Annotated in this window: 29 protein-coding genes; 20 read left to right on the plus strand and 9 right to left on the minus strand. The window is 55.2% G+C overall.

Going from position 1 to position 23,940, the window contains the following annotated elements:
- Position 1: 1 nt before the first annotated feature.
- A complete protein-coding gene (locus ACTJJ1_RS14135) occupies positions 2 to 385 on the plus strand; it encodes a VOC family protein (protein WP_004949142.1) in 384 nt (127 codons plus the stop codon).
- Here ACTJJ1_RS14135 and ACTJJ1_RS14140 read toward each other — a convergent pair whose 3' ends face one another.
- Positions 386 to 1,294, minus strand: coding sequence for a LysR family transcriptional regulator (locus tag ACTJJ1_RS14140; protein ID WP_004949143.1), 909 nt, complete (start codon positions 1,292 to 1,294; stop codon positions 386 to 388).
- A gap of 126 nt (positions 1,295 to 1,420) precedes the next feature.
- On the opposite strand from ACTJJ1_RS14140, the gene ACTJJ1_RS14145 reads away from it, so the two are divergent.
- The 7 genes from ACTJJ1_RS14145 (at position 1,421) to ACTJJ1_RS14175 (ending at position 7,302) form a co-directional block, all read left to right on the plus strand.
- Positions 1,421 to 2,302: a pirin family protein gene (locus ACTJJ1_RS14145; protein ID WP_062869799.1), complete on the plus strand. Its 882-nt coding sequence runs from the start codon at positions 1,421 to 1,423 to the stop codon at positions 2,300 to 2,302.
- Positions 2,303 to 2,413: 111 nt separating this feature from the next.
- Positions 2,414 to 3,040, plus strand: a complete 627-nt coding sequence (gene ycaC / locus ACTJJ1_RS14150; RefSeq protein WP_004949145.1) for an isochorismate family cysteine hydrolase YcaC — start codon at positions 2,414 to 2,416, stop codon at positions 3,038 to 3,040.
- A gap of 445 nt (positions 3,041 to 3,485) precedes the next feature.
- Positions 3,486 to 4,652 (plus strand): type I restriction endonuclease, encoded by a 1,167-nt coding sequence (locus tag ACTJJ1_RS14155; RefSeq protein ID WP_037432236.1) that lies wholly within the window; start codon positions 3,486 to 3,488, stop codon positions 4,650 to 4,652.
- Between the two features lie 237 nt (positions 4,653 to 4,889).
- Complete coding sequence (locus ACTJJ1_RS14160) at positions 4,890 to 5,222, plus strand: hypothetical protein (RefSeq protein WP_004949146.1); 333 nt, start codon at positions 4,890 to 4,892, stop codon at positions 5,220 to 5,222.
- 437 nt (positions 5,223 to 5,659) lie between these two features.
- Positions 5,660 to 6,361 (plus strand): hypothetical protein, encoded by a 702-nt coding sequence (locus ACTJJ1_RS14165; protein WP_440834153.1) that lies wholly within the window; start codon positions 5,660 to 5,662, stop codon positions 6,359 to 6,361.
- Positions 6,358 to 6,786, plus strand: coding sequence for a hypothetical protein (locus ACTJJ1_RS14170; protein ID WP_440834155.1), 429 nt, complete (start codon positions 6,358 to 6,360; stop codon positions 6,784 to 6,786). The genes ACTJJ1_RS14165 and ACTJJ1_RS14170 overlap by 4 nt, the downstream gene beginning before the upstream one ends.
- A 261-nt stretch (positions 6,787 to 7,047) precedes the next feature.
- A complete protein-coding gene (locus ACTJJ1_RS14175; RefSeq protein ID WP_004949148.1) occupies positions 7,048 to 7,302 on the plus strand; it encodes a hypothetical protein in 255 nt (84 codons plus the stop codon).
- Here the strand turns inward: ACTJJ1_RS14175 and ACTJJ1_RS14180 are convergent.
- From ACTJJ1_RS14180 to ACTJJ1_RS14190, 3 genes are all read right to left on the minus strand, one after another.
- Positions 7,299 to 7,850 carry a GNAT family N-acetyltransferase gene (locus ACTJJ1_RS14180; protein ID WP_006323870.1) on the minus strand — a complete coding sequence of 184 codons (552 nt, stop codon included), beginning with the start codon at positions 7,848 to 7,850 and terminating at the stop codon, positions 7,299 to 7,301. The two genes, ACTJJ1_RS14175 and ACTJJ1_RS14180, sit on opposite strands and share 4 nt — an antisense overlap.
- 103 nt (positions 7,851 to 7,953) lie before the next feature.
- On the minus strand, positions 7,954 to 8,703 hold the full coding sequence (locus ACTJJ1_RS14185) for a DUF2076 domain-containing protein (protein ID WP_440834157.1): 750 nt from the start codon (positions 8,701 to 8,703) through the stop codon (positions 7,954 to 7,956).
- A gap of 125 nt (positions 8,704 to 8,828) precedes the next feature.
- Positions 8,829 to 9,614: a helix-turn-helix transcriptional regulator gene (locus tag ACTJJ1_RS14190; protein WP_440834159.1), complete on the minus strand. Its 786-nt coding sequence runs from the start codon at positions 9,612 to 9,614 to the stop codon at positions 8,829 to 8,831.
- A gap of 181 nt (positions 9,615 to 9,795) precedes the next feature.
- On the opposite strand from ACTJJ1_RS14190, the gene ACTJJ1_RS14195 reads away from it, so the two are divergent.
- Positions 9,796 to 10,566 carry a class I SAM-dependent methyltransferase gene (locus tag ACTJJ1_RS14195; protein WP_440834161.1) on the plus strand — a complete coding sequence of 257 codons (771 nt, stop codon included), beginning with the start codon at positions 9,796 to 9,798 and terminating at the stop codon, positions 10,564 to 10,566.
- A gap of 58 nt (positions 10,567 to 10,624) precedes the next feature.
- On the opposite strand, the gene aqpZ is transcribed toward ACTJJ1_RS14195, so the two are convergent.
- Positions 10,625 to 11,320 carry an aquaporin Z gene (aqpZ, locus tag ACTJJ1_RS14200; RefSeq protein WP_004949160.1) on the minus strand — a complete coding sequence of 232 codons (696 nt, stop codon included), beginning with the start codon at positions 11,318 to 11,320 and terminating at the stop codon, positions 10,625 to 10,627.
- Positions 11,321 to 11,766: 446 nt separating this feature from the next.
- Between aqpZ and ACTJJ1_RS14205 the strand changes: the two genes are divergently transcribed.
- Positions 11,767 to 13,128, plus strand: coding sequence for an esterase-like activity of phytase family protein (locus ACTJJ1_RS14205; protein ID WP_006323875.1), 1,362 nt, complete (start codon positions 11,767 to 11,769; stop codon positions 13,126 to 13,128).
- A 41-nt stretch (positions 13,129 to 13,169) separates the two neighbouring features.
- On the opposite strand, the gene ACTJJ1_RS14210 is transcribed toward ACTJJ1_RS14205, so the two are convergent.
- Complete coding sequence (locus ACTJJ1_RS14210; RefSeq protein ID WP_440834164.1) at positions 13,170 to 14,351, minus strand: low temperature requirement protein A; 1,182 nt, start codon at positions 14,349 to 14,351, stop codon at positions 13,170 to 13,172.
- Between the two features lie 309 nt (positions 14,352 to 14,660).
- On the opposite strand from ACTJJ1_RS14210, the gene ACTJJ1_RS14215 reads away from it, so the two are divergent.
- Positions 14,661 to 14,945: a YdgH/BhsA/McbA-like domain containing protein gene (locus ACTJJ1_RS14215; RefSeq protein WP_006323877.1), complete on the plus strand. Its 285-nt coding sequence runs from the start codon at positions 14,661 to 14,663 to the stop codon at positions 14,943 to 14,945.
- Positions 14,946 to 15,191: 246 nt separating this feature from the next.
- Positions 15,192 to 15,749 carry a class I SAM-dependent methyltransferase gene (locus ACTJJ1_RS14220; protein ID WP_004949168.1) on the plus strand — a complete coding sequence of 186 codons (558 nt, stop codon included), beginning with the start codon at positions 15,192 to 15,194 and terminating at the stop codon, positions 15,747 to 15,749.
- On the opposite strand, the gene ACTJJ1_RS14225 is transcribed toward ACTJJ1_RS14220, so the two are convergent.
- Positions 15,750 to 16,211: a GNAT family N-acetyltransferase gene (locus ACTJJ1_RS14225; protein ID WP_004949170.1), complete on the minus strand. Its 462-nt coding sequence runs from the start codon at positions 16,209 to 16,211 to the stop codon at positions 15,750 to 15,752. It lies immediately after the preceding gene.
- A gap of 211 nt (positions 16,212 to 16,422) precedes the next feature.
- On the opposite strand from ACTJJ1_RS14225, the gene ACTJJ1_RS14230 reads away from it, so the two are divergent.
- The 5 genes from ACTJJ1_RS14230 (at position 16,423) to ACTJJ1_RS14250 (ending at position 20,687) form a co-directional block, all read left to right on the plus strand.
- Positions 16,423 to 17,538, plus strand: a complete 1,116-nt coding sequence (locus tag ACTJJ1_RS14230; protein WP_006323880.1) for an ABC transporter substrate-binding protein — start codon at positions 16,423 to 16,425, stop codon at positions 17,536 to 17,538.
- 94 nt (positions 17,539 to 17,632) lie between these two features.
- Positions 17,633 to 18,151 (plus strand): GNAT family N-acetyltransferase, encoded by a 519-nt coding sequence (locus ACTJJ1_RS14235; RefSeq protein ID WP_440834167.1) that lies wholly within the window; start codon positions 17,633 to 17,635, stop codon positions 18,149 to 18,151.
- Positions 18,152 to 18,268: 117 nt separating this feature from the next.
- On the plus strand, positions 18,269 to 18,793 hold the full coding sequence (gene aroL, locus ACTJJ1_RS14240; RefSeq protein ID WP_004949177.1) for a shikimate kinase AroL: 525 nt from the start codon (positions 18,269 to 18,271) through the stop codon (positions 18,791 to 18,793).
- A gap of 178 nt (positions 18,794 to 18,971) precedes the next feature.
- Positions 18,972 to 20,018: an aldo/keto reductase gene (locus ACTJJ1_RS14245; RefSeq protein ID WP_004949178.1), complete on the plus strand. Its 1,047-nt coding sequence runs from the start codon at positions 18,972 to 18,974 to the stop codon at positions 20,016 to 20,018.
- An 81-nt stretch (positions 20,019 to 20,099) separates the two neighbouring features.
- Complete coding sequence (locus ACTJJ1_RS14250; protein WP_006323881.1) at positions 20,100 to 20,687, plus strand: TetR/AcrR family transcriptional regulator; 588 nt, start codon at positions 20,100 to 20,102, stop codon at positions 20,685 to 20,687.
- Here the strand turns inward: ACTJJ1_RS14250 and ACTJJ1_RS14255 are convergent.
- Positions 20,644 to 21,405 (minus strand): helix-turn-helix domain-containing protein, encoded by a 762-nt coding sequence (locus ACTJJ1_RS14255; protein ID WP_020438531.1) that lies wholly within the window; start codon positions 21,403 to 21,405, stop codon positions 20,644 to 20,646. The two genes, ACTJJ1_RS14250 and ACTJJ1_RS14255, sit on opposite strands and share 44 nt — an antisense overlap.
- A gap of 98 nt (positions 21,406 to 21,503) precedes the next feature.
- Here ACTJJ1_RS14255 and ACTJJ1_RS14260 point away from each other — a divergent pair, with 98 nt between their 5' ends.
- From ACTJJ1_RS14260 to ppnP, 3 genes are all read left to right on the plus strand, one after another.
- The gene (locus ACTJJ1_RS14260; protein WP_041416773.1) at positions 21,504 to 21,908 is read left to right on the plus strand and encodes a nuclear transport factor 2 family protein; all 405 of its coding nucleotides are present in this window, start codon (positions 21,504 to 21,506) and stop codon (positions 21,906 to 21,908) included.
- Between the two features lie 47 nt (positions 21,909 to 21,955).
- A complete protein-coding gene (locus ACTJJ1_RS14265; RefSeq protein WP_004949187.1) occupies positions 21,956 to 22,156 on the plus strand; it encodes a YaiA family protein in 201 nt (66 codons plus the stop codon).
- Between the two features lie 317 nt (positions 22,157 to 22,473).
- Entirely contained in the window at positions 22,474 to 22,761 is a 288-nt protein-coding gene (ppnP, locus tag ACTJJ1_RS14270) for a pyrimidine/purine nucleoside phosphorylase (RefSeq protein ID WP_004949189.1), read from the plus strand.
- 194 nt (positions 22,762 to 22,955) lie between these two features.
- On the opposite strand, the gene rdgC is transcribed toward ppnP, so the two are convergent.
- The gene (gene rdgC, locus ACTJJ1_RS14275) at positions 22,956 to 23,867 is read right to left on the minus strand and encodes a recombination-associated protein RdgC (protein WP_006321205.1); all 912 of its coding nucleotides are present in this window, start codon (positions 23,865 to 23,867) and stop codon (positions 22,956 to 22,958) included.
- Between the last annotated feature and the right edge of the window lie 73 nt (positions 23,868 to 23,940).

Genomic DNA, 23,940 nt, shown 5'->3' on the forward strand with positions numbered 1-23,940 from the left:
GATGAAAATAGCCCATGTTGCACTGTGGACCCGCGATATCGATGCCCAGATGGCGTTCTGGCAGCGCTATTTCAACGGCGTTGCCGGCGAAGAATACGTTAGCCGCAACCGCCCGGGTTTTGTTTCCCGCTTTGTCAGCCTGGCTTGCGGTCCGCAGCTGGAAATTATGCGCCTGCCGGATCTGCTGCCGGCGGAACAGGCCAACGAGCGCGTGGGTTGGGCGCATATTGCGCTGTCGGTCGGCGACGAGGGCCAGGTCGATTTGTTGGCGCAGCGCGCCCGGCAGGAGGGTATTCTGCAGGCGCCACCGCGCTGGACCGGCGATGGTTTTTACGAAGCGATCATCCGCGATCCGGACGGTAACGCCATCGAAATTACCGCCTGATCACTCTTCTTCGAGGATCGCGAACTGCCGGGACAAATAGTCGAGCAGCAACCGAACCGCCGGCAGCAGCCCACGGCGCGACGGATAGACCGCGTGCACAACGCCGCCCTGCGGTTGCCAGTCGGGTAGCAAGGGCACTAGCTCACCGCGCAGCATGTTGTCGCGCATCATCATCGACGGCAACTGCACAATGCCGACGCCGGCAATCGCCGCGGTACGCAGCATCAGCATATCGTCGGTAACCAGCCGCGGCCTGTGTTCCCATTCCACTTTCTCACCGTCCGGCCCGGTCAGTTGCCACTGGTGCTGTGCCCGCGCCGGCCCGAGATCGAGCGTCGGGTATTTATCCAATTCTTCGGGCCGCTGCACCGGGCCAAGGGTCCGCACCAGCGCGGGGCTGGCGGCGATGTACCAGATGCGCTGAGCCAGGATCTTCAGCACCAGATCGCTGTCTTCCAGCGGCGGCGGCCGCACGCGGATCGCCAGATCCAGGCCTTCGCCCACGACGTCCACCCGGCGATTGGTGGCTTCCAGATGGACCGTCACTTTGGGGTAATCGGCCATAAAGGCCGCCACCATAGTGCCTACGCGGGTATGCAAGAGTGCCACCGGGCAAGACATGCGCACCGTTCCGCAGGGCTCCGCGCGGGTTTGCTCGATTGCCTGCTGCGCGGCGTCGGCCTCCACCAGCATCGCCTTACAGTGAACGTAATAGTTCTGACCGACTTCGGTGACGGAGAAACGCCGGGTTGAACGCTGGATCAGGCGCGCGCCCAGGCGCTCTTCCAGCAGCGCCACGCGGCGGCTGAGCTTGGACTTCGGAATGCCCAACGCCCGGCCGGCCGGTGCAAATCCCTGATGATCGACCACGCTGGCGAAATAAAACAGATCGTTCAAATCGGTGAACATCGCCCGTCCTTATCGTTCTATATGTAGAACGCTGAGTGTACATCTTGCCTACTACTGCGGCAAATGGCGATCAATTAGACTTCTGGCATCAACCTAAGGTCGCGAGACCTGAAACAGGAGTGCAAGATGAAAAAGATCCTCGGTATTTACGACAGCCCTGAAGCCCATTGGGTCGGCAACGGTTTCCTGGTGAATTCGCTGTTCTCCTACAACGATCTGGGGGCGGAAATGAGCCCGTTCCTGCTGTTGGATCATGCCGCGCCAACCAAATTCCGCTCTGCCTCCGGCACCCGCGGCGTTGGCCAGCACCCGCATCGCGGGTTTGAAACGGTGACCATCGTATATCAGGGGGAAGTGGAGCACCGCGATTCCACCGGCAGCGGCGGGGTGATTGGCCCCGGCGACGTGCAATGGATGACCGCCGCCTCGGGTATTTTGCACGAAGAGTTCCATTCACGGGATTTCTCGCGCAACGGCGGCACCATGGAAATGGTGCAACTGTGGGTCAACCTGCCGGCCAAGGACAAAATGGCCGAGCCGGGTTACCAGACGCTGCTGAATGCGGATATCCCGGTGGTTCCGCTGGCGGACGGCGCAGGGCAGGTGCGGGTGATTGCCGGTAACTTTGGCGGCCACGCCGGCCCGGCGCGCACCTTCAGCCCGCTCAATGTGTGGGACATGAAGCTGAACGCCGGCCACACCACCACGCTGACGGTGGAAGAAGGCCATACCCTGGCGTTGGTGATGCTGCACGGTGCCATTCATGTTAACGGCGAGGAAGTGGTGCGCGAAACCCAAATGGTCAGGTTTGACCGTGCGGGCGATTCGATCACTATCGAAGCCAACAACGATGTCGCCTTGCTGGTGCTGAGCGGCGAACCGATCGATGAGCCTATCGTCGGCTATGGCCCGTTCGTGATGAACAGCGATGCTGAAATCCAGCAGGCTTTCAGCGATTTCAACGGCGGCAAGTTCGGCACTATGGCGGCTGAGTACGGGGCGAGTTAAACCATCTCCCTGGCCCGGAGCAAGTAGACACTACACTTAAACCTCTGCGCTCCCGGCGTTGTGGCCGGGGGCGCTATATCCGCAATAATCAAAACCCAACAGGAGTAAACCATGGCTGCAAATTACAAACGCCTCGACAAGGATCAGGCCGCCGTATTGCTGGTGGATCATCAGGCAGGGCTGCTTTCGCTGGTACGTGATATCGATCCCGATCGTTTTAAAAACAACGTACTGGCGCTGGGTGATTTAGCGAAGTATTTCAACCTGCCAACCATCCTGACCACCAGTTTCGAAGAGGGACCGAACGGCCCGCTGGTGCCGGAACTGAAGGCACAATTCCCTGACGCACCTTTCATTCCTCGCCCGGGGCAGATTAACGCCTGGGATAACGACGACTTCGTAAAAGCGGTAAAAGCCACCGGCCGCAAACAGCTGATTATCGCCGGCGTGGTCACCGAGGTGTGCGTGGCGTTCCCGGCGCTGTCCGCTCTCAGCGAAGGTTTTGAGGTGTTTGTGGTCACCGACGCCTCCGGCACCTTCAACGAGCTGACGCGTCAGTCGGCCTGGAGCCGCATGGAAGCCGAAGGCGCGCAACTGATGACCTGGTTCGGCGTGGCCTGCGAGCTGCACCGCGACTGGCGTAACGATGTGGAAGGGCTGGGCGCGCTGTTCTCCAATCATATCCCGGACTACCGCAACCTGATGACCAGCTACAGCACGCTGACTCGCGGCAAATAAGATCGGATGGAGCGCAGCTGTAAGCTGCGCTCCACGCAGGAAATAAACTTTGTGATGTTGAGTTATTGAAATATTTTATTAAATAAATCTGTCTGTTACCCTTCCCCCCTTTAGCTTATCACCTTCCTGATACCGATGAAATTTGACAAAAACGCGTGAAAAAAACGGCATTTAATTGTCTTTTGAATTATTAATTTGCTATAGATTTATTTGGTTAAAATACATAGCCGATTATTTCTGTTTGTGCATCAATATTTTCAAAATGGCTTTGATCAAAGTCTGGCCCTTCTGCTATATATTTAATGTTTAAAGATTAATGTGATTTTATTTAAGAAATAAAAATGAGCGGGCAGCCTATTAGGCGGTTCATGTGAAAGTAGTAAATTTTTCTGCAGATGTCATTTTAAGAAATGACGGGCTTTTCACACAGCAAGAGGGATGGTTGATGAATGCATTCAGAGATAAACTCAAAGCACATGTAAATCATGTGGCTACGGTCGGCCAACATTGCAATACGGAAGAAACAACAAAGCAGGCACTGATTTTGCCACTATTAGAAATTCTGGGTTTTCATCCTTATGACCCAACGAAAGTGAAGGCAGAGTATGGTGCTGATTTCCCAGGAGTAAAGGTGGGTGAGCGGGTTGATTACTCTCTTTTCTGTCATGCGGTGCCCGTTATGTTTATTGAAGCTAAATCCTTCAATCAAAACCTAACAAATCATAGCCCACAGCTTTCACGTTACTTTAATGCTACCCCAGAAGTCACTGTGTCTGCGATCACCAACGGAAAAGAGTGGCGTTTTTTCACCGATCTTAAAGATAAAAATATCATGGATGACGCGCCGTTTCTGAAGATAGATTTTAATGATTTGAATGATTCTGATATTGAACAGCTTTATAGGTTTAGGCATGATCAATTCCAGCCTGAGGCTCTCCGAACGCTGGCTGAGGAGAGCATTTACTTAACATCATTCACAAAAACAATCAGTGCAAGCTTAAGGGATGTGGACATGGATTTTGTCAGGTATGTGGCAAATCGATCTAATGTTCAGCGTCAACTTAACCAGCGTTTTCTTGAAACTATAACGCCTTTGGTTCGTTTGGCGGTTGAGAAGGCGGTGAGTGCAATGGTTGTTTCCGGTCTGTCTGTAACTTCTGAAAGTGCAGCCCTCTCAGAAAGCGGCCAGAAAAGTGAGGAAAATAACAACACTGACCCACTGGCGCCGATTATTGATCCAGAAAACAGCAAGATTGTTACTACCCATGCTGAAAGAGCTTTATTCGACAATGTGGCGATGATTCTCGGAGAGAGCGCAGATCTGACAGCAAAAGACACTGAGAGTTATTACAGTATCTTGTTCCAGGGGAAGACTACGCGATGGATTCTACGTTATTTTGATAATAAACAAAGGCCTACCATATTACTCCCTTTGGAGATCAATGAAGAGAGGCATGCTGAAATCATCCGCGCCGGTTTAGAACTCGCTGCTGGAGGACATATTATCATTGATAGGCCAGAGAATATTTTGCGACTGACGGGGTTGATCATCGATTCTTATCATTATTGTATTGACGATGAAAACTTCCGGCAGAAGAAAAAATCACAGTAGTAATAACCTGTTAGGCTAGATTTATCCGGTTTAACAGACGAACCCTTTTTCTAGTGTTTGCAATAAGGAATGATCAAATAAACTTCCCATGATCTTTACAAGATCCTTAAGCTTTGATCACGTTGGCGTCAGGATGTAAGCAAAGATCATCGGTGTGAAAAGGTCGTGAAAAGCGGCTTTCTCATCTGCCGGGAGCGGGGTAGGTTAACCCTAATCCCGGCAAATGAGGTCAATATCATGAAAAATGCACGCAAAGTACTGGCACTGCCTTTCCTGGCCGCCGCGACGCTGTTCAGCGTCAGCGCGCTTTCCGCTCCGGCTCCGACAGATAAAAATGCGCCGCCGGCAGGACAAGACTTCCGCTTGCCGCCTTTCCCGGAGGGGCATATGCCCAAACCTGGCTTCTGTCACGGTGGGGAGGTGTTCTGCGCCACCTCTGCCAGCGATAACCCGACCGAAACCATCAATAAGCTGACCTCGGTGATCCCGGCCGGCAGCGCCAAGCATTATGAGGTACGAATTTCGGTCGTGGCATTGCCGGATACGCCGCCAGCACCGCCGGCCCCTTAAAAGTCGCACCAGTCTGCGGGCGCTTGCATCTCATATTATATAATTTGGTAATGAGTGGTATCAGGATATAAGTTAATTAAATAGATGTGTCACTGGCTCCTTCTTTTTAGTGTTATGAGTAACGCTGCCAGTTATTAATTTATGATTGATGACTCATTAAAAAATATAGTCTTAAAATAAGAACTTGATCACAATATAGGTATCAAGAGACTCACGTGGTTAGTGATAATGTACATCGTGAAAAAACGCCATTAAGGAGATCGTCCTGAGTTAGGAAGGCACCGCGGCTGAATTATTTTTGGTGCCATTAGCCAGGGGGGCTGACACGCGGTAAGGAAAAGTAAGCGAGAATCACAACATTTGGGCTAATTCCCGCGGATACCTGTAATGATGTAATCATGTGATTACATGTTCTTTAAAAGGAAGGGAGCTTAAGGATGAGTAAAAGGAATGAAATAATCGACGGTTCACAAGCGGCAACTGCCAGAGGCGGATTGATCTATACGGAAGTGCTGGGTTGGGTTGATCTCGGCCATGCGAGAGGGGATGACGTCAGGATACTGATGAACAAAATCGATCGCGGTGAGGCCATGAAGGCTGAACGCTACGATGTCACTTATGCCCAGTCTATGGTTTCCCCAAAACAGATCCTTCGAGTGGGCAAGTTCATCACGTGGCGCATCCGTAAGGGCCGCCCGTATCACGAACGTAAAAGCATTGCTCTGGCAATGATGATGACGTTAGCCAGGCGCTTTGAAACGTTTCAGAGCACATTCCCTAACAATATGGTGACTGACAGTGGATTCAGTGGCGAGGACCTGGTCTCCGACCTATTGGGTTTTTACCGCGTGATGTCAATTCAGAATCCGTTTTCTATGCTGCGACCGGTTAGCAAAGAAGAAGCACTCAAGCGCTGGGATTACTACGGAAAAATTGGCTCCTGGAAAAATGAAACCTTCCAGCCGCTGTTGTTTCCGGACCCGGAGCGATTTCCCAACGCCAGACCCCGCTTAGGCCAACTGCCTAACTTTATGAAGACCCTTCAACCCTACAACGATTGGAAGTCCGGAAACGTTGCTATTGCGACAGTGGACGGCTCTTTCATACAAAACGGGAAGAAGAGAGATCTGATTGTATGAGAAAGCCATTTAAAATCGCCCTTGCCGTCGTTGTTATTATCACGGCCGTGTTTACCTACTTCTGGCCAACGATACAAATGGAGCTGGCTGGTAGCGCGCACTATACCGAACAGGATAAAAAGGAGTATGACTATTATACGCCTGACATTCTGAAGAGAATTCCGAGAATATCTGATCGGTATGAGTTCGATTTTTATAACGTGGCGGGGCCAGGATCACTGGTATATTCGGTAACGTTTTACGGTACAACTGAGACCAGCAAGGTTGGCGCTTACCTAACTTCTCTTGGCTACATTAAGCAAAACACCTGTTTAATCGAGGGTGAGTGTTGGCGCGGAAATGATCCCGCAGAAACTGTGACCGTTGGCGTTGTGCCAAAAATCAATGCGGTGATGGTGCAAGTCGATAACTCACCGCAGTTTTAATCTCTTGAAGCCTCTGATTGAAAACGTTCTGCGGAAGCTGTCGTCCTCGCTCTCGATTCCGTTTCTCCAAGAAAAAAGGAGCCGAAGCTCCTTTTTTCATATTCGGGGGCTCAGTTCTTGCCGTGTGCTCCGTCGGGGCGCTATTTGCATTCCGGTCTCCGCCGCTCCCGCTGAGCTTTACGCTTCTTTACCGTTTAATTGCTTGAAATATCAGCGTTCTGGCTCCATATAATGGAACGTTCAACCAAAAAAGGAGTGCGTATGGGAATCAGTGAAGAAGAGCATCTCCGCCGTTTAACCCACGAAAAGAACGCCGTGGGGAATTCGGCGAAATGGGTAGCGATAGTTTCAGCCGTTTATTTTGCCCTGATGGTGTTTTACGGCCACCCGATTGGTGTGATGGCCATGTCCGGGGTGATCTTTATCGTTTCCACCGCCATCTGGTTGAAGAAGCGAAAGAAAGTGAAATCCTATCGTCGGGTGCTGGCGGAAATCAACGACGACGCCTCCGTTTAACCGCCCTGATAGTCGCTGCGCATCAGGGTATAAATCAGGCTTGGCTCGGCGCCAGGCACGTCGTTTAGCGTATCCACCAAGCGCAGTCCCGCTTTTTCCAACACGTGACGCGAGGCCTGATGGTTTGCACGCACGGTGGCGGAAATCTCATCCAGCCCCAGGAGTTCGAAGCCATATTCGAGCGCGGCCAGCGCCATCTCCGTGGCCAACCCCATTCCCCAGACCTGCGTATCGAAACGGTAACCCAGATTCACCGTGCGCTGCGCGCCGAGCGGATGCCACGACAGCCCGCCGAAGCCGATGATCCACTCCGGCCGCTCACGCAGCGCAATCGCCCAAGAGCCATAACCGCGTTGCCGCCATGTATCTATGCGTTCAGTAAGCGCCTGCTTAGCCTGCTCTTCGCTGACAACGGGGCCGGCAGGGTTGAAGCGCTGGGTTTCAGGATCGCCGAAAATGGCGTAAAACCTGGCCAGATCGTCGGCCACCGGTGGGCGCATCACCAAGCGGGTGCTGATATAGGGATCGGTAGGGGACATCTTCGGCATGGATTCTCGTAACCTGCTGTGATTGGGTAGGTTTAACTGTAGACCAACTGCACGGGGGAGAAAACATAAACCCCCTCTCCGGGCGGAGAGGGGGGGGGCAGAATCAGATAAATGAATCGTCGTCGCTGTAGTCGTCATCCGCGAAATCGGCGCTGTCGTCGGTTTGATAACCTGTGTTCTGGAAACCGTTATCCTGATTCAGGAAGCGGCTGTCGCCATTGTTAAAGGTGTCGAGGTTGTTGGACGCGTCAAACTCCCTCATTGCGCTGTCGTCCACCGGCTGTGCCGGCGTTTCGTCGATAATGTTCACGATCTCTTGCGGCTGCGAATGGCGGAACATGCCGGTCAGCATGTCGGCCAACACCACGCCACCCGCCACACCTGCCGCAGTTTGCAATGCGCCGCCGAGGAACCCGCCGGCACGAGAAGGCGCAGCCGCTTGCTGTGGCGCTTGTTGTGGCTGCTGCTGCGGGGCATAACCCGCCTGCGGCTGATTATTCCAGGCTGCATTATTCTGCTGTTGCGCCTGGTACTGATCGCGCGGGCTTGGCGCATTGCGGCTGCCACCGCCGAACAACCCGGCCAGGAAGCCGCCGCTGCTCTGTTGGCTGGCGGTATTTTGCTGCAGCTGAGCGATCTGGTTCTCCAGATCTTTTACCCGCTGGTCCAATTGCTTCAGCGCCGCTTCCTGAATGATCATCGCCTGCGACATATAATAAGGCGCAGAAGGTTGTTCACGGATGTGCTGGTTGATGAGCTGCTCTGCCTGGAGATCCCTCTGGCCCGTCTTGGTCTCGGCTTCTTTCAAGCGGCCAAACAAACCATCGATAAGGCGTTGTTCTTCAGATTGCATAGGGTTACCTCAGGAGATAAATAACAAAGCTTGATGATGATTATCATCGGTAGCTATCACCCTAGCGCGTTTGTGTTAACCAATAAATAAATGGTGAGTAAACCTGTTTATGAATTTGTTACCAGTTACGCCAAAGGGATCAGCATGACCAGCTTCAGCGCGCTGTTTTCCGCCGGATGAAAGGTCAGTTGCCGATAGCGCAGCGCTCCCTGCTGCGGATGAGTGAACTCCCGTTCGCCGCCCTCGCGCGCCATCACGTCATGTTGCTTCCACCAGTGATTAAAGGCTTCGCTGTTGTGCGTCATGTTGCGCACGAAGGCGCGCATCGCTTCGGTATTCTGGTGATGGCTGGTTTCCGCGCGAAACTCGGCCACCACGCGCCGAGCGCGATCGTCCCAGTCGCAGACCAGGGTCTTCGCCAGCGGGTGGAAAAACATAAAGTGCAGCAGATTGGGCGTCTTGGCCTGGCCCAGCCAACCGCTGAACAGGGTTTCCGCTTGCGGATTCCAGGCAAGGATATTCCAGGTGAGATCCAGCAGATAACAGGGAACTGCCACCTGGTAAACGCTTTGCAAAACGGTGCTGTTGGCGATGTCCTGATGCTGTTCCTGCTCGGGATCGGCCACCCGTGCCAGGGTAAACAGGTAGTGACGTTCGGCATGCCCCAGTCGTAACGCTTTGGCAATGCGCGCCAGCGTATACGGAGAGATGGACACCTCGCGTCCCTGCTCTATCCAGGTATACCAGGTGGCGCTGATGCCGCTGATTTGCGCCAACTCCTCACGCCGCAGGCCGCTGGTGCGGCGGCGCGGTGCGCTGGGCAGCCCCAACATGTCTGGCGTGATGCGCTCGCGGTGGGCGCGCAGAAAGGCGCCGAGGGCTTTGGGGCCGGATAAGGCTTCGGATTGCATAGGGGGGTACCTGCTCATACTAGGATAACTGCTTATATTGTACCCGTATATCAGCCTGATTATAGTGGGTTGTATCCCGTAATTGTTTGTGACCGCCAGCGGCTCTCAGGTGCAATCACGGAAACACCCTAATAGAAAGCCATCCGGCACGGGCGCAGGCCCGACAATAACAGGAGCAAACATGAGCATCAGCAACAGCCATAAAAATGCGGTCGATCGTCAGTTCGGCGAGCAGGCCAGCGCCTACCTGACCAGCGCGGTGCACGCGCAGGGCAAAGATTTGCAACGCCTGGCAACATTGCTGGAACCCCATGCCGATGCCAGGCTGCTCGATCTGGGCTGTGGGGCCGGGCACGCCAGCTTTACCGCGGCGGCGAAAGTGGCTCAGGTCGTGGCCTATGATTTGTCCGCACAGATGCTGGAAGTGGTTAGCCAGGCGGCAGTGGATAAAGGGCTGAGCAATATTCAGGTACAGCAGGGCGTGGCGGAATCGCTGCCGTTTGACGATGCCGGCTTTGATCTGGTGATCAGCCGTTACTCGGCGCACCACTGGCATGACGTGGGTCAGGCGCTGCGTGAAGTTAAACGCGTGCTGAAACCGGGCGGCATGGCGATCTTTATGGATGTGGTGTCGCCGGGGCACCCGCTGTTGGATATTTATCTGCAAACCGTTGAAGTGCTGCGCGACACTTCGCATGTGCGCAATTATTCGCCGGGTGAATGGCTGAGCCTGCTGACTGAGGCTGGGCTGGTGGCGCAGGAGGTCACTTCGGATCGGTTATATCTGGAGTTCGGCAGTTGGGTGGCGCGCATGCGTACGCCGGAGCATTTCGTTACCGCCATTCGCGCGTTGCAGCAGGGTGTTTCTGAAGAAGTGCTGCAGCACTTTGCCATCCAACCGGACGGATCCTTCACCAGCGACATTATGATGTTTGAGGCGGCGAAAGCCTAAAAAACAGCAGGGCAGCCGATAAGGGCTGCCCTGTTAAACGCAATCAAATACCGCTTAATTACTTTTTGTCTTCCAGCAGGCAGCGATAAATCAGGCCGCCGACGACACCGCCGATTAACGGCACCAGCCAGAATACCCAAAGCTGTTGCAATGCCCAAGTGCCCTGGAATATTGCCACGCCGGTACTGCGCGCCGGGTTAACGGAGGTATTGGTTACCGGAATACTGATTAAGTGAATCAGCGTTAATGCCAGACCGATAGCCAAAGGGGCAAACCCGGCAGGCGCACGCTTATCTGTTACGCCGTGAATAACAATCAGGAAGAATGCGGTCAGAACCAATTCAATAACGATGGCGGATTGCAGAGAATAACCGCCCGGTGAATGTTCGCCGTAGCCGTTGGAGGCAAAGCCGCCGCCGGTTGGATCAAAGCCCGCTTTGCCGCTGGCGACCAAATACAGCACGGCCGCTGCAGCGATACCGCCGATGACCTGAGCGATCACATAGGGGATGACGTCTTTGGCCGGGAAACGGCCGCCGGCAAATAATCCCACGGTAACGGCCGGGTTAAAGTGCCCGCCAGAAATATGCCCAACGGCATACGCCATTGTGACTACGGTAAGACCAAAAGCGAGTGCCACACCGGCAAAACCAATACCCAGTTGTGGAAATGCTGCAGCTAATACCGCACTGCCACAACCACCAAACACCAACCAAAATGTGCCAAAAAATTCAGCAAATAGTCGCTTTGACATAAACTCCATCCTACGGAAAATACTAACGATCGTTAGCACTAAAAACTATAGAACACCTTTATCAATTAATGCAGGTTTCTATCAGTATTTTCTTAATGCACCTTAATAACGGCGGGTATTAAATCCCCGTGAATTAGTTTTGTCTATGCGACTTTGGCTATATTTTTCAGAATTTCCGCGCGTTTGTTTATTTTTTTATCTTTCTTATAAGAATTTGCCCTAAGCTTAAATGTTGTGGCTGCTGTTAGCGTAATAGGTTCCTTGGAAAATTTAATTTTCCATCTGCTTTTTCCATTCAATTCGCCGATGTTAATTGTTAATTTCTATTTGCCATGTTTAATTAGCACTATGATTCATGACATTAGCGCGGCTGTCATCAGAATGTCACACCAGGTTAATACCTTAGCAAGCTGCGAACTTCACTCCCTTAACTCTGAGCCATAACCATGAAAATAAAACCGGTTTCGCTGTTAATCACCTCGTTGTTTCCGCTGATCTCTTATGCCGCCGACGTTGAGGTAGAGCGCTATGTCGTCAGCTTTCCCGGCGGTGAGCACGTAAGCTATCAGGGTGCTTTCGCCAAGCATTTTCCGCAGGGATTACCGGTAGGTATCGGCTCCGGTCTGGTGTTCAATGGCCGTGAGGGCAATGATCTGCTGCTGACCACTGTCACCGACCGCGGCCCTAACGCCGATGCGCCTGCGGTTGGTGAACAGGAGGCCAAAATCTTTGCCAACCCGAAGTTCGTTCCCTTGCTGATGGATATTCGCGTTGGCAGCGGGAAAGCCGTTGCCGGCAATCAGCGCCCATTGCATGACGAACAGGGGCCTGTCAGCGGGCTGCCGCTGCCGGGCGGACTGATCGGTTCCACCAACGAAGTGGCGCTGAGCGATACGCTCAAAACGCTGCCGAGCGATCGGCGCGGGCTGGATACCGAAGGCATCACGGCCGACGGTAACGGCGGCTACTGGCTGTGCGACGAATACGGCCCGTTCCTGATCCATATCGACAATAAAGGCAAGATCCTCGCCAAATACGGCCCTGCGCCGCAGAAAGGGGAGCAGGCGGTGGCCGGCGGCTTGCCGAATATTATCAAGTGGCGCCAGCCTAACCGGGGTTTCGAGGGCATCACCCGCCTGCCGGATGGCCGCATTTTGGCGGCGGTGCAGAGCACGCTGGACGTTGACGGCAAGAGCAAGAACAAGGCGCAATTTACTCGCCTGGTCAGTTTTGATCCGGCCAGCGGCAAAACGGCGATGTACGGCTACCCGATTGATATCGACAGCTATAACAAGGCCAAGGATGCCAAAGTCGGCGACATCGTGGCGGTGGACAACCAGCATATCTTGCTGATTGAGCAGGGCAGCGATAAAGACAAGCAGATGATTAACAAAATCTACCTGGTCGATCTCAGCCAGGCGACCGATCTGACGGCCTTCGACGGCAAGGACAAAGCGCTGGAGTTTGACGATGCTAAGGATCTCGCCAAGCGCGGCGTGAAGCTGGCGCAAAAGCGCGAAGTGGTGGATCTGCGCAAATTGGGCTGGCAGCAGGAAAAAGTGGAAGGCCTGACGCTGATCGACGATCGCACGCTTGCGGTGATTAACGACAACGATTTTGGTCTGCAGGCCAAGCTGGTGAACGCCGAGCCTAAGGGCAAGAAAATCGGCGATTACCAGTTGGATAAGCAGGGTGGCTTGACCCTTGACGGTAAAGCGGTGTCGACGAGCATCGAACTGCGGCCGCTGGATAAGCCGGAATCGCTGAGCGAACTGTGGGTGCTGAAACTGCCGCAACCGCTGAAATAACCGCCGTGACAGGGGGCATAGCGTGCCCCCTGTCCACCTTCTTATGTTGCCGCGCCGTTTTGTTTCTGCGGCGTTCTGCCCCGCGAGATGCTTTCCCACACCGCAACCACCACCATAATCAGCGTGGTCAGTCCGTTCACCATCAGCAAATCGGTCAGGTAAGCTATCGGCGTCAGCACGGCCAGCGCTATCAGGCCCACCAGGTGCGACAGCGGGAAGCGGCGATACACCAGCCGTTTGTACAAGGTGTTGGCGAGCAGGTAAATGGCCGGACCGAGGAGCAACACCGCCGCCGTCACGTTGCCGATAGGGCCGTCGGGATGGGCGATCACCAGTTCGTTGGCGACGGCGCAGACGATAATTGCCCCGACCAGCACCACGTGCACATAGTGGAAGTTGGCACCCAACTGGCCGGGATTTTCCGCCTGGCTGATGGCGTGGCTTCCGGCTTTGCTGCTGGTATCGAAATAGACCCACCACATCGCCAGACTACCGATAAAGGCCACCAGCGAGGCGATCAGCACCGGCGCTGTCCAGGTTTCCATTTCGCTGAGGGTGGAGCCGGTAATCAGAATGGTTTCACCCAACGCCACGATCACGAACAGCTGGCAGCGCTCTGCCAGGTGATGGCCTTCTATGGTCCATTCACTGCTGCTGTCGGAGCGGCCCAGCACCGGCAGGCGGAAACCGAACATCGGTGAAACGTATTCGCACAGCACCGCCAGCGCCCACAGCAGCAGCCGACTATTGCCTTGCGCCAGTCCGCCCAGGATCCAAAATATCGCCGAAATGCACAACCAGCCCAGGATACGGCGGAAGTTTTGCTTCAGCGGGTGATTGGCTTCCAGCAGGTTCAGGACCACGCAGGATCGACCCACCTGGATCGCCACATAGAACAGCGCGAAAATCAACCCGCGTTCGCCAAACGCCTGCGGCAGCGCGGAGGCGGCGAACAGCCCCAGCAGCATGATGGCGAACAGCAGGATACGAATGGGCCGGGTATCCGGATTAAACCAGTTGGTCACCCAGGCGGTGTATTGCCACGCCAGCCAGACGGCAAACCACAGCAACAAGGTTTCCAGCGCGCCGGTCAGCGTCAGATGGTGCAGCAGGTAGTGGGAAAGTTGAGTAACGGCAAAAACGTAGATCAGATCGAATAACAGTTCCGAGAACGAAACCGAAGCGCCTCGACCATCGCGCACGCGCAGTAAGGTTTGCGACATAGAGAGTCCTTCTAAAGTGATAACCTTCAGAAAACAGCGTAGTTCAGGGGGTAACAGAGGGTGGAAATTTCTTAAAAACGAAGGTTTTTATATTATGGGGAGCACCGGGCTTTTAATTGGCTTCGGACAGGGGTAAAGTTTTCTCAGCAACTGCAGAATTATCCTGTCATGACATCGATGTACGCACTTCCTCCTTATTTACCTCACAATGATTGATGTTCTTTACATTGAATGACGTCGCTTTGCACTGCCAGGCGGATAATTAACTCCTCTGATAGAGAAAATAAACAAAAACATCTGGAGCTAATCATGAAACTATTACCTGGCATCGCAGCAGTCCTGATCGCAACCGCTTCTTTTTCCTCTCTCGCCGCGCCACTGTCAACGGTAAAACAAATTGACAGCGAGCAGGCAAGCAACCTGCAGAGCATCGGCGTGGTGTCGGTTTCCGGCATCAGCGGTTCACCGGGCGACGCGGTTCATGCGCTGAAAGAAAAAGCCGCGGCGGATGGCGCAAGCCATTACCGTATTATTGCTCTGGACACCCCGGGAGATTCCAGCAACTGGCGCGGTAATGCAGAAATCTACCGTTAAAAACAGGCTGAAAATAATTGCCTGGCCGCCGACAGGTGGCCGGTAAAATAAGCGGTTGCGGAAGATAATCTGACCGGTAATGCTGTCGTTTGATTACCCTAAGATTATTACCGCAACCGTTTCGCGTTTTTGGCGCCCGCCGGTCGCATTTTATTACAACTGTTTCGATGGCTTTCGGATTCATGTTAATGAATACTTAAGAAATTGAGGGCAGATTGGTGGCTACTCAACCCAACGGAGGCCCCAATGTTAAATGCGACACGGCTGCAACTGAAGAACCACTTTTCCTATCTCCAGCAGTTTATGGCTTCACCGCGCACCATTGGCACTCTGGCGCCTTCTTCCCCCTGGTTGTGTCAGGCGATGTTGAATCAGATCGAATGGACTGGCGCCTTGTCGATTGCCGAATTGGGGGCCGCGGATGGGGTGCTGACCAAACGCATATTGGGACGCATGCGCGCCGATGCCTCGCTCGAAGCGTTTGAGATCCAGCCTAATTTTGTGCATCAGTTGCGCAAGATTGACGATCGCCGCCTGCACGTTATGGACCGTTCCGCGGAAGAGATGGCCCGCGACTATGATGTGGTGTTCTCCTGCCTGCCGTTGTTGTCGATCCCGGTTAAAATCAGCATCCGTATTCTGCAGCAAGCCCAGCAGCGGTTGCGGGCACGGGGCGGCACTCTGGTCTTGTTCCAGTACAGCCACCTGTCGGAAAAGCTGCTGTCTCGCTATTTTCATTGGAAGCGGGTGCGGGTGGTGCGTAACTTCCCGCCGGCATTGGTGTATATCTGCACGCCGCGTTAGCTACAGTTTTTTCTCCATCACCACCACTTCGCCATCATATTGCCGGCGGCGTTCGATAGTGTGCCAACCCCAGCCCGCATACAAAGCCTCTGATTTGTCGGTGATCAGGTGCAAAACGGGATGGTTACGTTGGCGTGCCAACTGCACGATAGCGGCTTCCAGACGCTGCGCAATCCCCTGGCGCCGGTGATCGGGATGAACAAAAACCCCCGCCAGCCAGGGAGACAGATCCTTTCTCTGATGATCGTCGCTCGGCCACAGGCTGGCCATGCCCAGCGGGCGTTCGTCATCGAGTATCAACAGGGTGACATAGTCTTCACTCGGTTGAGTGCACAGGGCAAAACGCTGGCGCGTGCGCTCCAGCGAGCCGCCGCGCTGTGACCCCCACTGGCCAAAGGCCCATGCGGCGCAAACATCGCTGTACTGCGGGCATTCCGTTAGCGAAACAATACGTTGGTTCATCTGTGCTCCTCCGGTTTTCCCCATCTCGCCATTTTTATCGATTTATCGGCTGATTTTACTGTAGACAATCACATTTACGGCGGTTTTGCATTTATCGGTGCCGAAACACCGTGATTCAGCGGATTTGTCCTGTCCTGCGCGCGTTATCAATTGAAACTGTTAATGAGAGTAATTATCATGCACCCATCTTTTAGCTGCCCCCGGCCCACTCATGCGCAATCCTTTCGTTTTACTGCTGCTTTCCCTGTTGTTCGGCGTTTTTAGCGTTCAGGCGAAAATGGTCACCGACATTACCGGCCGACAGGTCGACGTGCCGGATAACCCGCAGCGTATCGTGGTGGGCGAAAGCCGCATGCTGTATACCCTGGCGCTGCTGGAGCCGGGCAATCCTGCTCAGCGCGTCGTTGGCTGGCCGGAAGATATGGCGCGTTTTGATGCGCAAAGCTGGCAGCTCTATACGCAAAAATTCCCGCAGATCAAAGCGATCCCTTCCATCAGCAAGGGTAATTTCCGCCAGGTTAACGTCGAAAACCTGATCCAATTGAAGCCGGATCTGGTGATTCTCGCCCGGTACGCGCGTGAAGAGGGCGACAGCGATTTTCTGCTAACGGCGCTGAACAAGGCCGGTATTGCGGTAATCTACGTCGATTTACGGGTTGATCTGCTGAAAAATACCGTGCCGAGCGTGCGTTTGCTGGGCGAAGTGCTCAATCGCCAGCAGCGGGCGGAGCAGTTCATCAGTTTCTATCAGCAGCATATGGCGGTGATTCAACAGCGGCTGGCTGGCTACCGGGGGCCAAAACCCAAGGTGATGCTGCATCTGCACCTCGGGCGGCGCGAAACCTGCTGTACCACCGCTGCGCACGGCAATCTTGGCGATCTGGTGGCCTTTGCCGGCGGCGACAATATCGCCAACGCCAGCATCAAGGGCGTCTTCGGCGATCTAAACCCGGAAACTATCCTGACCGCCAACCCTGACATCTACATCGCTACCGGCATGGCCGGGCCGGAGGGCAAGCGTTTTTCCGATCTGCGCCTTGGACCACGGGTTACCCAGCAGGAGGCCGATGAAAGCTTCCGCATGATCATGCAAAAACAGCCCATGCTCGCCAACCTGAAAGCGATCAAGAATCACCAGGCCTGGAGCATTTGGCACAATTTCTATCTCAGCCCATATCACGTCGTGGCGGTCGAGATGCTTGCCAAAGCTTTCTATCCGGATTTGTTTGCAGACATCAATCCGCAGCAGACCTTTAAGCAGCTATACCAGCAATTTTTGCCGTTACCTTTTTCAGGCACCTACTGGAGCCAACTGAATAACCAATAACGCCAAACGTGGCTGCTGAGGGCACTGCCCCTGGCAGCTTGCGTTCAACACCGACGTTGGGTTACAGAGCTGCCCGGTCGTTAAGGAGAACCCGATGAGCCCGCTTGTTCGTTTAGCGCAACTGCAGGATATCCCCCAACTGATCGCCATAGAACGCTCGGCGGCGCAGCTGTTTCTTCAGCAACCGGCGTGGCGTTTTCTTGCCGATGGCCCGGTGATGAGCCGTCAGCAGCATGCTGATTTTATTCAGCAACAGCGGGAGTGGGTGGCTGAAAGCACGTCGGGTGAGGTGGCCGGGTTTATCGCCGTATTGCCGCAGCAGCAGGATTGGCACATCGCCGAGCTGTCGGTAGACGCCGGCTGGCAGCGGCGCGGCATTGGCCGTCGTTTGATCGCCGAGGTTGCCATGCAGGCAAAATCGCAGGGCGCGCAGCGCCTGACGCTGACCACCTTTATCGACGTGCCCTGGAATGCGCCTTACTACCGGCGGTTAGGGTTCCAGCCGATCGCAGCCGTTCGGCTCAACTTGCCGCTGCGGCAACGGCTTGCTGAAGAGGCGGCGCAGGGATTTGTTGCCGGTAGCCGCTGTGCAATGGAATTTACACTATCGTAAATATTGAAATACAGGCTGATGGCGGTATGATGCAAGCAACCACGCCATCGCAGGATCTGCGCGCCGATCTTCAGGCGTACAAATGCAATCAAGTCACCGTATAAGGGACAACCCGTAATGACACAAACCATTTTCATGGTAGGCGCTCGCGGAGCCGGTAAAACCACGGTGGGCAGCGCATTGGCGCAGACAATGGGCTATCACTTCACCGATACCGATCTGTTTATGCAGCAGACCACGCAAATGAGCGTGGCGGAAATGGTCGCCCATGAAGGCTGGCTGGGCTTTCGCCGCCGTGAAAGCATTGCCCTGCAAACCGTGACGCAACCGTCAACTGTAGTTGCCACCGGCGGCGGCATGATCCTGGCGGAAGAAAATCGTCGCTTCATGCGCCAGCACGGCACCGTGATTTACCTGCGTTCGCCTGCGGACGTGTTGGCGCAGCGGCTGGAAGAGTATCCGCAGGACGCTCAGCGCCCAACGCTCACCGGCCGCCCCATTGCCGAAGAGATGCTTGAAGTGCTGGCGGCGCGCGAAGCGCTGTATCAGGAGGCCGCGCATTTCGTCATGGATGGTACCGGCAGTCCGCAGCAGGTGGTCGAGCAAATCCTCTCGGCGCTGCAGCGCGAAACGGTAAAATAATCCACCGCGAATTTTCCTTTGGGCACAGTGCGTTGTGCCCAATACTCTGTTTTTCTCCCCTGATTTTTCCGGTCTGACGACAAATCGCGCTTGCCTTTATAAATGATGAGTGACATATATAAATAAATGACACTCATCATTTATATTATTTAACTCAAGCTTATTGCGAGGCATCTGTATGAAATACACTCCCTTTGGCCGCAATACCGGCCTGCGCGTTGCCGAACTGGCTCTGGGCACCGGCACCTTTGGCACGGGCTGGGGCTACGGCTCGGAAAAGGAAGAGGCCAGACAGGTATTCGATCGCTACGTCGACGCCGGCGGCAACTTCATCGACACGGCTGACGCCTATCAGTTTGGTCAGTCGGAACAAATGGTGGGGGAATTTATCGCCGCCGAGCGCGATCGCTTCGTCGTCGCCACCAAGTACACGCTGGGCGCCACGCCGGAGGCAAGTGTTGCGCACACCGGCAACAGCCGTAAAAACATGATCGCCTCGGTGGAGGCTAGCCTGAAACGCCTGAAAACCGATCGTATCGACCTGCTGTGGGCGCATTTCTCCGACAATCTGACCCCGCTTGAGGAGATCGTACGCGCGTTTGACGATCTGATTCGTGCCGGCAAGATCCAGTATGCCGGGCTGTCCAACTTCCCGGCCTGGCGCATTGCCCGGGCGGACACTCTGGCCGAACTACGCGGCTGGGCGCGCATTGCCGGCATTCAGGTGGAATACAGCCTGGTGGAACGCACCGCCGAGCGCGAACTGCTGCCGATGGCCGAAGCGTTGGGGATGGCCGCTACGCTGTGGTCGCCGCTGGGTGGCGGCCTGTTGACCGGGAAATATCGCCACAGCAACGCCGGGCGGCTGACCGAACTGGGGCGCCTGGTGCATCGCGAGAAAGATACCGCGCTGCTGGATGAAGTGCTGGCAATAGCGCAGGAGCACGGTGCCCAGCCGACCCACGTCGCCATCGCCTGGCTGCGCAACCGGGCCGCGCACTCCAGCACCAGCCTGATCCCCATTCTGGGGCCGCGCACGTTGGCGCAACTGGACGATACGTTGTCGGCGCTCAGTTTGACGCTGAGCGAAGAGCAAGTGGCGCGTCTGGATCGGGTAAGTGCTATCGAGCCCGGTACGCCTCACCGGCAGATTGCCGACACGCTGGCGCGAGCGCAGGGCGGTGACAGCGACCGTTTTGCCGCACCGCGCCCCCCGCGTGCCTGAGTCTTTTGATGAAAGGCATCATCGTTGAGTGCGGTCAGCGGATGGCCTAAGATGATGCCGGATTGATAAGGAGAAAACACCATGGCGCGGGTATCAAAGCAACAAATGGAACGCAATCGCGAGGCGATCGAGCGGGTGTCTTCACAACTGTTTCGGGAACGTGGCCTGAACGGCGTCAGCGTTAACGATCTGATGGCGGCGGTGGGGCTGACCCACGGCGGTTTCTATGGTCACTTTGCCTCCAAGGATGAATTGGCGGCGGTAGCCAGCCGCAGAGCGGCGGAGGAGTCGGACCAGCGTTGGGAGGCGCTGAGCAGCCAGCCCGGCAAACACACTTTGCCAACCCTGGTTGACAGCTATCTGAACGTGAAACACCGTGACTGCCCCGCCGAAGGCTGCGTGGTCACCGCGCTGGCCGCCGACGTGGCGCGGGAAGGGGCCGATAAACCCGTGCACCAGGCCTACCTGAGCGGCGCAAAATCGATGCTGGCGCGGCTGGAGTCGCTGTCGCCATCGGTAGATGAACAGCAGCGGCATCAGCAGGCTTTGGCGCAGATGGCGATGCTGGTGGGGGCACTGACGCTGGCGCGGGCGACTCGCGGCGACGAGTTGTCGGAACAGTTTCTCAACGCGGCGCGTCAGGCGCTGTTGCCGGCGGACGCTGAGTAAAATACCGCCCCGGCGTGGTGCCGAAACGCTCGCGGAAGGCGGCGATATAGGCACTGACATTGTCGTAACCGCAGTCAGCGGCAATCTGGCCGACGGGTTCCCCCCGTGACAGCGGTTCCAGCGAGCGGAGTACCCTGGCTTGCTGGCGCCAGCGCGAAAAAGTCACGCCCGTTTCGCCGATAAAACGGCGGCTCAGGGTACGGACGCTCAACCCGGCCCAGTCGGCCCATTCACGCTGAGTGCGCTCGCCGGCAGGTTCGTTCAGCAGTGCGCGGGCGATTTTCAGCAGCCGCGCATCTTGCGGTAGCGGCAGTTGCAGCGGGGGGCTTTCCTGAACGTGCATTTCATCCAGCAATACCTGCAACATCCGCTGTTGCGATGCACTCAGCGGCTGCCCGGCAAACTGCGCGATACGCTCGACCAGCGCCTGAATCAGCGTTGAGGCGGCGCTCAGCCGGGGGTGCTCCGGTAACGCCGCACCGCGTTGTTCTCCCAGATACAGGATCCAGCCCGCCACGTTACCGCAGGCCAACGCCTGGTGTGCGCAGTGTGGCGGCAACCAGCCGATACTGCCGGCGGTCATTGCCCATTGCCTCCCTGCGGTTTCCAGCGCCATCATGCCGTGCGTTAACAGATAGATCTGCCCGTCGGCATGGTGGTGCCAGGGCGTGAGGTGTTTTTTCTCATGCAAAAGCCGTTCGCTGCGCAGGATCATCATGTTGGCCGATTACCGGTATAAAAAGTCCAGGTACGGTTATTATGCCACCGCCTGCCTTCGCTATGATCCCCGTCTCATTCCATTTTTGGATATCCTCTATGAACGAAAACCCCTCAATAGCCGTGGTACTCGACGCCTTGCAACGGGTGGTTGCCTGCTCGCAACACCAGCCGGCGCTGATAGCCGAACTGTTCAGCGAAGATTATCGCCAGCAGGTGGACGGAAAATCACTCGATTATGCGCAATTTATGCAGCATATGGCCCTGTTGAAGCAGCTCACCCGCAGCATGGCGTTGGACATTATCGCCGTCGCCGGACAGGGGGAGGCGGTGCTGACGCATCATCAGGTGCGGGTGGAAAAGCGCGACGGTGGCCGCAGCCTGGTCAAAGTGCTGGCGCATTTCACCGTACGTGACGGCAAGATCTGTGCCTGCGATGAGCTGACGCAACTGCTGGAAGGCGAACATGGCGATCGCGATCTGGGATCGCGCGTGTCGGCATAAACTCGGCTGCTATACTTAACCCTGTGTGATTCACACGGGAGAACAGCATGCGCGAAAATAACCGACCAGGCTATCCGAGAAGCGCTCGGGTGGTCGAAGTTGACCGGGGCGACCCCAGCTTGCATATCCATCGTTTTGAGGTGCGCACCGACGACATTGAGCCGAATACGCTGCTCAGTGAGCACTCGACCGAGCAGGAAGCGCTCGACGCCAAGCATCGTTACGAGGATCAGGCGTTGGAAGATTAACCTGTACCCTACAGAAGCCGGCGCGATGCCGGTTTCTTTTTTTGCCTTTTGCTTAAGGCCGCTTCGTGCGCATTGTTTTTGCCGGCCGCTGAGTTAATTATCTGATTCGAATACTAATAAAATGCCATGGCGCTGACTGTCCGGCGGTGGCCCGGCGCTATTTTTGTTGCGGATTCAGAACGGAAGGCTGACGACCGATCGCCGGGCAGAATTTTACTCTGCGCCACGATCGCATTTCGCGTGAAAAACCAGTGACAGATCAAGCGCAATCCCCCAATATGGATTTCTCATAAAGTTGATTATGCGGGTGCCAGTCTATGCTGAAAGTGAACGAGTATTTTGCCGGAAAAGTGAAGTCTATCGGTTTCGATAGTAGCAGCATCGGCCTTGCCAGCGTCGGTGTGATGGAAGAGGGTGAGTACACCTTCAGCACCGCCCAGCCGGAAGAGATGACCGTGATTACCGGCGCGTTGAAAGTGTTGCTGCCGGGCTCGCCGGATTGGCAGGTGTTTATGCCGGGTGAGAAATTCTTCGTACCGGCTCACAGTGAGTTCAACCTGCAGGTTGCTGATGCAACCGCCTATCTGTGCCGTTATTTAAGTTAGTAGTCCATACCCTTCTTACTTGAAGCTGCAGCGTTGTTGGCTGCGTGCGCTCACCCCAGTCACTTACTTGAGTAAGCTCCTGGGGACTCCCGCACTTGCCGCCTAGCTGCAACTCCAATTAATTTGGGTATGCTGTTTGTTTTGTAAAAGCGGCGTATCTAGAGCAAGGCGCAGTGATTTGCGCCTTTGTGTGTTTAACGCTGGGCTTCGCCGCCGAGGGCTTCGATGGTGTTCTTGATTAACGCCGCCAGTTCGCTGGTCATCAGGATAAAATCAGCGTCAAAACGTTGGGCGAAGTCGTCACGATCGATATCGTCATTCTGCTCACGCAGCGCGTCTGCAAACTTCAGGCGCTTGAGCGAGCCGTCGTCCGCCAGCACCAGCTGAATGCGCTCCTGCCAGTCCACCGCCAGTTTGGTCACCAGCTTGCCGGCTTCGATATGCACCGCAATTTCGTCGCTGATCAGGTTCTGCTTCTTGCAGCGGATCACGCCACCGTCTTCCAGAATCGCCTTCAGTTCCGCTTCGTCCTGAATGATAAAACCGGCCGGCAACTCGCCGGAGCGCACCCACTCGGTCAACGTCAGCTCGATCGGACTTTCCATGGTCAGCGGCACTACCGGCAGCGAACCCAGACTTTTACGCAGCAGCGCCAGGGTATCTTCGGCGCGTTTGGCGCTGGCGGCGTCAACCATGATCAGGTCATTGACGGTGTCGATCCACATAAAGGTCTGGTTGAAACGGCTGAAGGCGCGCGGCAGCAGGCTGTGCAGCACCTCATCTTTCAGCGCGTCTTTCTCGGTTTTTTTCAGTTTGCGGTGTTGTTCGCCTTCCAGCCGCTCAATCTTGGCCTGCAATTCTTGCTTGATGACCGGCGAAGGCAGGATTTTTTCTTCTTTGCGCGCGCAGATGACGATCTGGCCGTTAACCGCGTGCGTCAAGGCGTCGCTGTGGGAACCCATTGGGGAGACCCAGCCGGTTTTCGCCATGTCCTGGCTGCCGCAAGGGGTGAAAGCAAAAGCGCTGAGCTGTTTTTCCATTTCATCCGCGTTTAGCGCAACTTCGCGGCTCAAACGGTAAACCATCAAATTCTTAAACCACAGCATAATGTTGTCCCTGGCTGGGCGTGCAGTCGGCACGCTTGTTCATCAAAAGCAGGGCGGCATGATAACGAATCAG

The organism is Serratia sp. 22264 (assembly GCF_052045345.1).
Classification (GTDB): domain Bacteria; phylum Pseudomonadota; class Gammaproteobacteria; order Enterobacterales; family Enterobacteriaceae; genus Serratia; species Serratia plymuthica.

Bases quoted from the DNA above. Each gene is read 5' to 3' on its own strand.
- ACTJJ1_RS14135 (WP_004949142.1), top strand. From the start codon at position 2: ATGAAAATAGCCCATGTTGCACTGTGGACCCGCGATATCGATGCCCAG.
- ACTJJ1_RS14140 (WP_004949143.1), bottom strand. From the start codon at position 1,294: ATGTTCACCGATTTGAACGATCTGTTTTATTTCGCCAGCGTGGTCGAT.
- ACTJJ1_RS14145 (WP_062869799.1), top strand. From the start codon at position 1,421: ATGAAAAAGATCCTCGGTATTTACGACAGCCCTGAAGCCCATTGGGTC.
- ycaC (WP_004949145.1), top strand. From the start codon at position 2,414: ATGGCTGCAAATTACAAACGCCTCGACAAGGATCAGGCCGCCGTATTG.
- ACTJJ1_RS14155 (WP_037432236.1), top strand. From the start codon at position 3,486: ATGAATGCATTCAGAGATAAACTCAAAGCACATGTAAATCATGTGGCT.
- ACTJJ1_RS14160 (WP_004949146.1), top strand. From the start codon at position 4,890: ATGAAAAATGCACGCAAAGTACTGGCACTGCCTTTCCTGGCCGCCGCG.
- ACTJJ1_RS14165 (WP_440834153.1), top strand. From the start codon at position 5,660: ATGAGTAAAAGGAATGAAATAATCGACGGTTCACAAGCGGCAACTGCC.
- ACTJJ1_RS14170 (WP_440834155.1), top strand. From the start codon at position 6,358: ATGAGAAAGCCATTTAAAATCGCCCTTGCCGTCGTTGTTATTATCACG.
- ACTJJ1_RS14175 (WP_004949148.1), top strand. From the start codon at position 7,048: ATGGGAATCAGTGAAGAAGAGCATCTCCGCCGTTTAACCCACGAAAAG.
- ACTJJ1_RS14180 (WP_006323870.1), bottom strand. From the start codon at position 7,850: ATGCCGAAGATGTCCCCTACCGATCCCTATATCAGCACCCGCTTGGTG.
- ACTJJ1_RS14185 (WP_440834157.1), bottom strand. From the start codon at position 8,703: ATGCAATCTGAAGAACAACGCCTTATCGATGGTTTGTTTGGCCGCTTG.
- ACTJJ1_RS14190 (WP_440834159.1), bottom strand. From the start codon at position 9,614: ATGCAATCCGAAGCCTTATCCGGCCCCAAAGCCCTCGGCGCCTTTCTG.
- ACTJJ1_RS14195 (WP_440834161.1), top strand. From the start codon at position 9,796: ATGAGCATCAGCAACAGCCATAAAAATGCGGTCGATCGTCAGTTCGGC.
- aqpZ (WP_004949160.1), bottom strand. From the start codon at position 11,320: ATGTCAAAGCGACTATTTGCTGAATTTTTTGGCACATTTTGGTTGGTG.
- ACTJJ1_RS14205 (WP_006323875.1), top strand. From the start codon at position 11,767: ATGAAAATAAAACCGGTTTCGCTGTTAATCACCTCGTTGTTTCCGCTG.
- ACTJJ1_RS14210 (WP_440834164.1), bottom strand. From the start codon at position 14,351: ATGTCGCAAACCTTACTGCGCGTGCGCGATGGTCGAGGCGCTTCGGTT.
- ACTJJ1_RS14215 (WP_006323877.1), top strand. From the start codon at position 14,661: ATGAAACTATTACCTGGCATCGCAGCAGTCCTGATCGCAACCGCTTCT.
- ACTJJ1_RS14220 (WP_004949168.1), top strand. From the start codon at position 15,192: ATGTTAAATGCGACACGGCTGCAACTGAAGAACCACTTTTCCTATCTC.
- ACTJJ1_RS14225 (WP_004949170.1), bottom strand. From the start codon at position 16,211: ATGAACCAACGTATTGTTTCGCTAACGGAATGCCCGCAGTACAGCGAT.
- ACTJJ1_RS14230 (WP_006323880.1), top strand. From the start codon at position 16,423: ATGCGCAATCCTTTCGTTTTACTGCTGCTTTCCCTGTTGTTCGGCGTT.
- ACTJJ1_RS14235 (WP_440834167.1), top strand. From the start codon at position 17,633: ATGAGCCCGCTTGTTCGTTTAGCGCAACTGCAGGATATCCCCCAACTG.
- aroL (WP_004949177.1), top strand. From the start codon at position 18,269: ATGACACAAACCATTTTCATGGTAGGCGCTCGCGGAGCCGGTAAAACC.
- ACTJJ1_RS14245 (WP_004949178.1), top strand. From the start codon at position 18,972: ATGAAATACACTCCCTTTGGCCGCAATACCGGCCTGCGCGTTGCCGAA.
- ACTJJ1_RS14250 (WP_006323881.1), top strand. From the start codon at position 20,100: ATGGCGCGGGTATCAAAGCAACAAATGGAACGCAATCGCGAGGCGATC.
- ACTJJ1_RS14255 (WP_020438531.1), bottom strand. From the start codon at position 21,405: ATGATGATCCTGCGCAGCGAACGGCTTTTGCATGAGAAAAAACACCTC.
- ACTJJ1_RS14260 (WP_041416773.1), top strand. From the start codon at position 21,504: ATGAACGAAAACCCCTCAATAGCCGTGGTACTCGACGCCTTGCAACGG.
- ACTJJ1_RS14265 (WP_004949187.1), top strand. From the start codon at position 21,956: ATGCGCGAAAATAACCGACCAGGCTATCCGAGAAGCGCTCGGGTGGTC.
- ppnP (WP_004949189.1), top strand. From the start codon at position 22,474: ATGCTGAAAGTGAACGAGTATTTTGCCGGAAAAGTGAAGTCTATCGGT.
- rdgC (WP_006321205.1), bottom strand. From the start codon at position 23,867: ATGCTGTGGTTTAAGAATTTGATGGTTTACCGTTTGAGCCGCGAAGTT.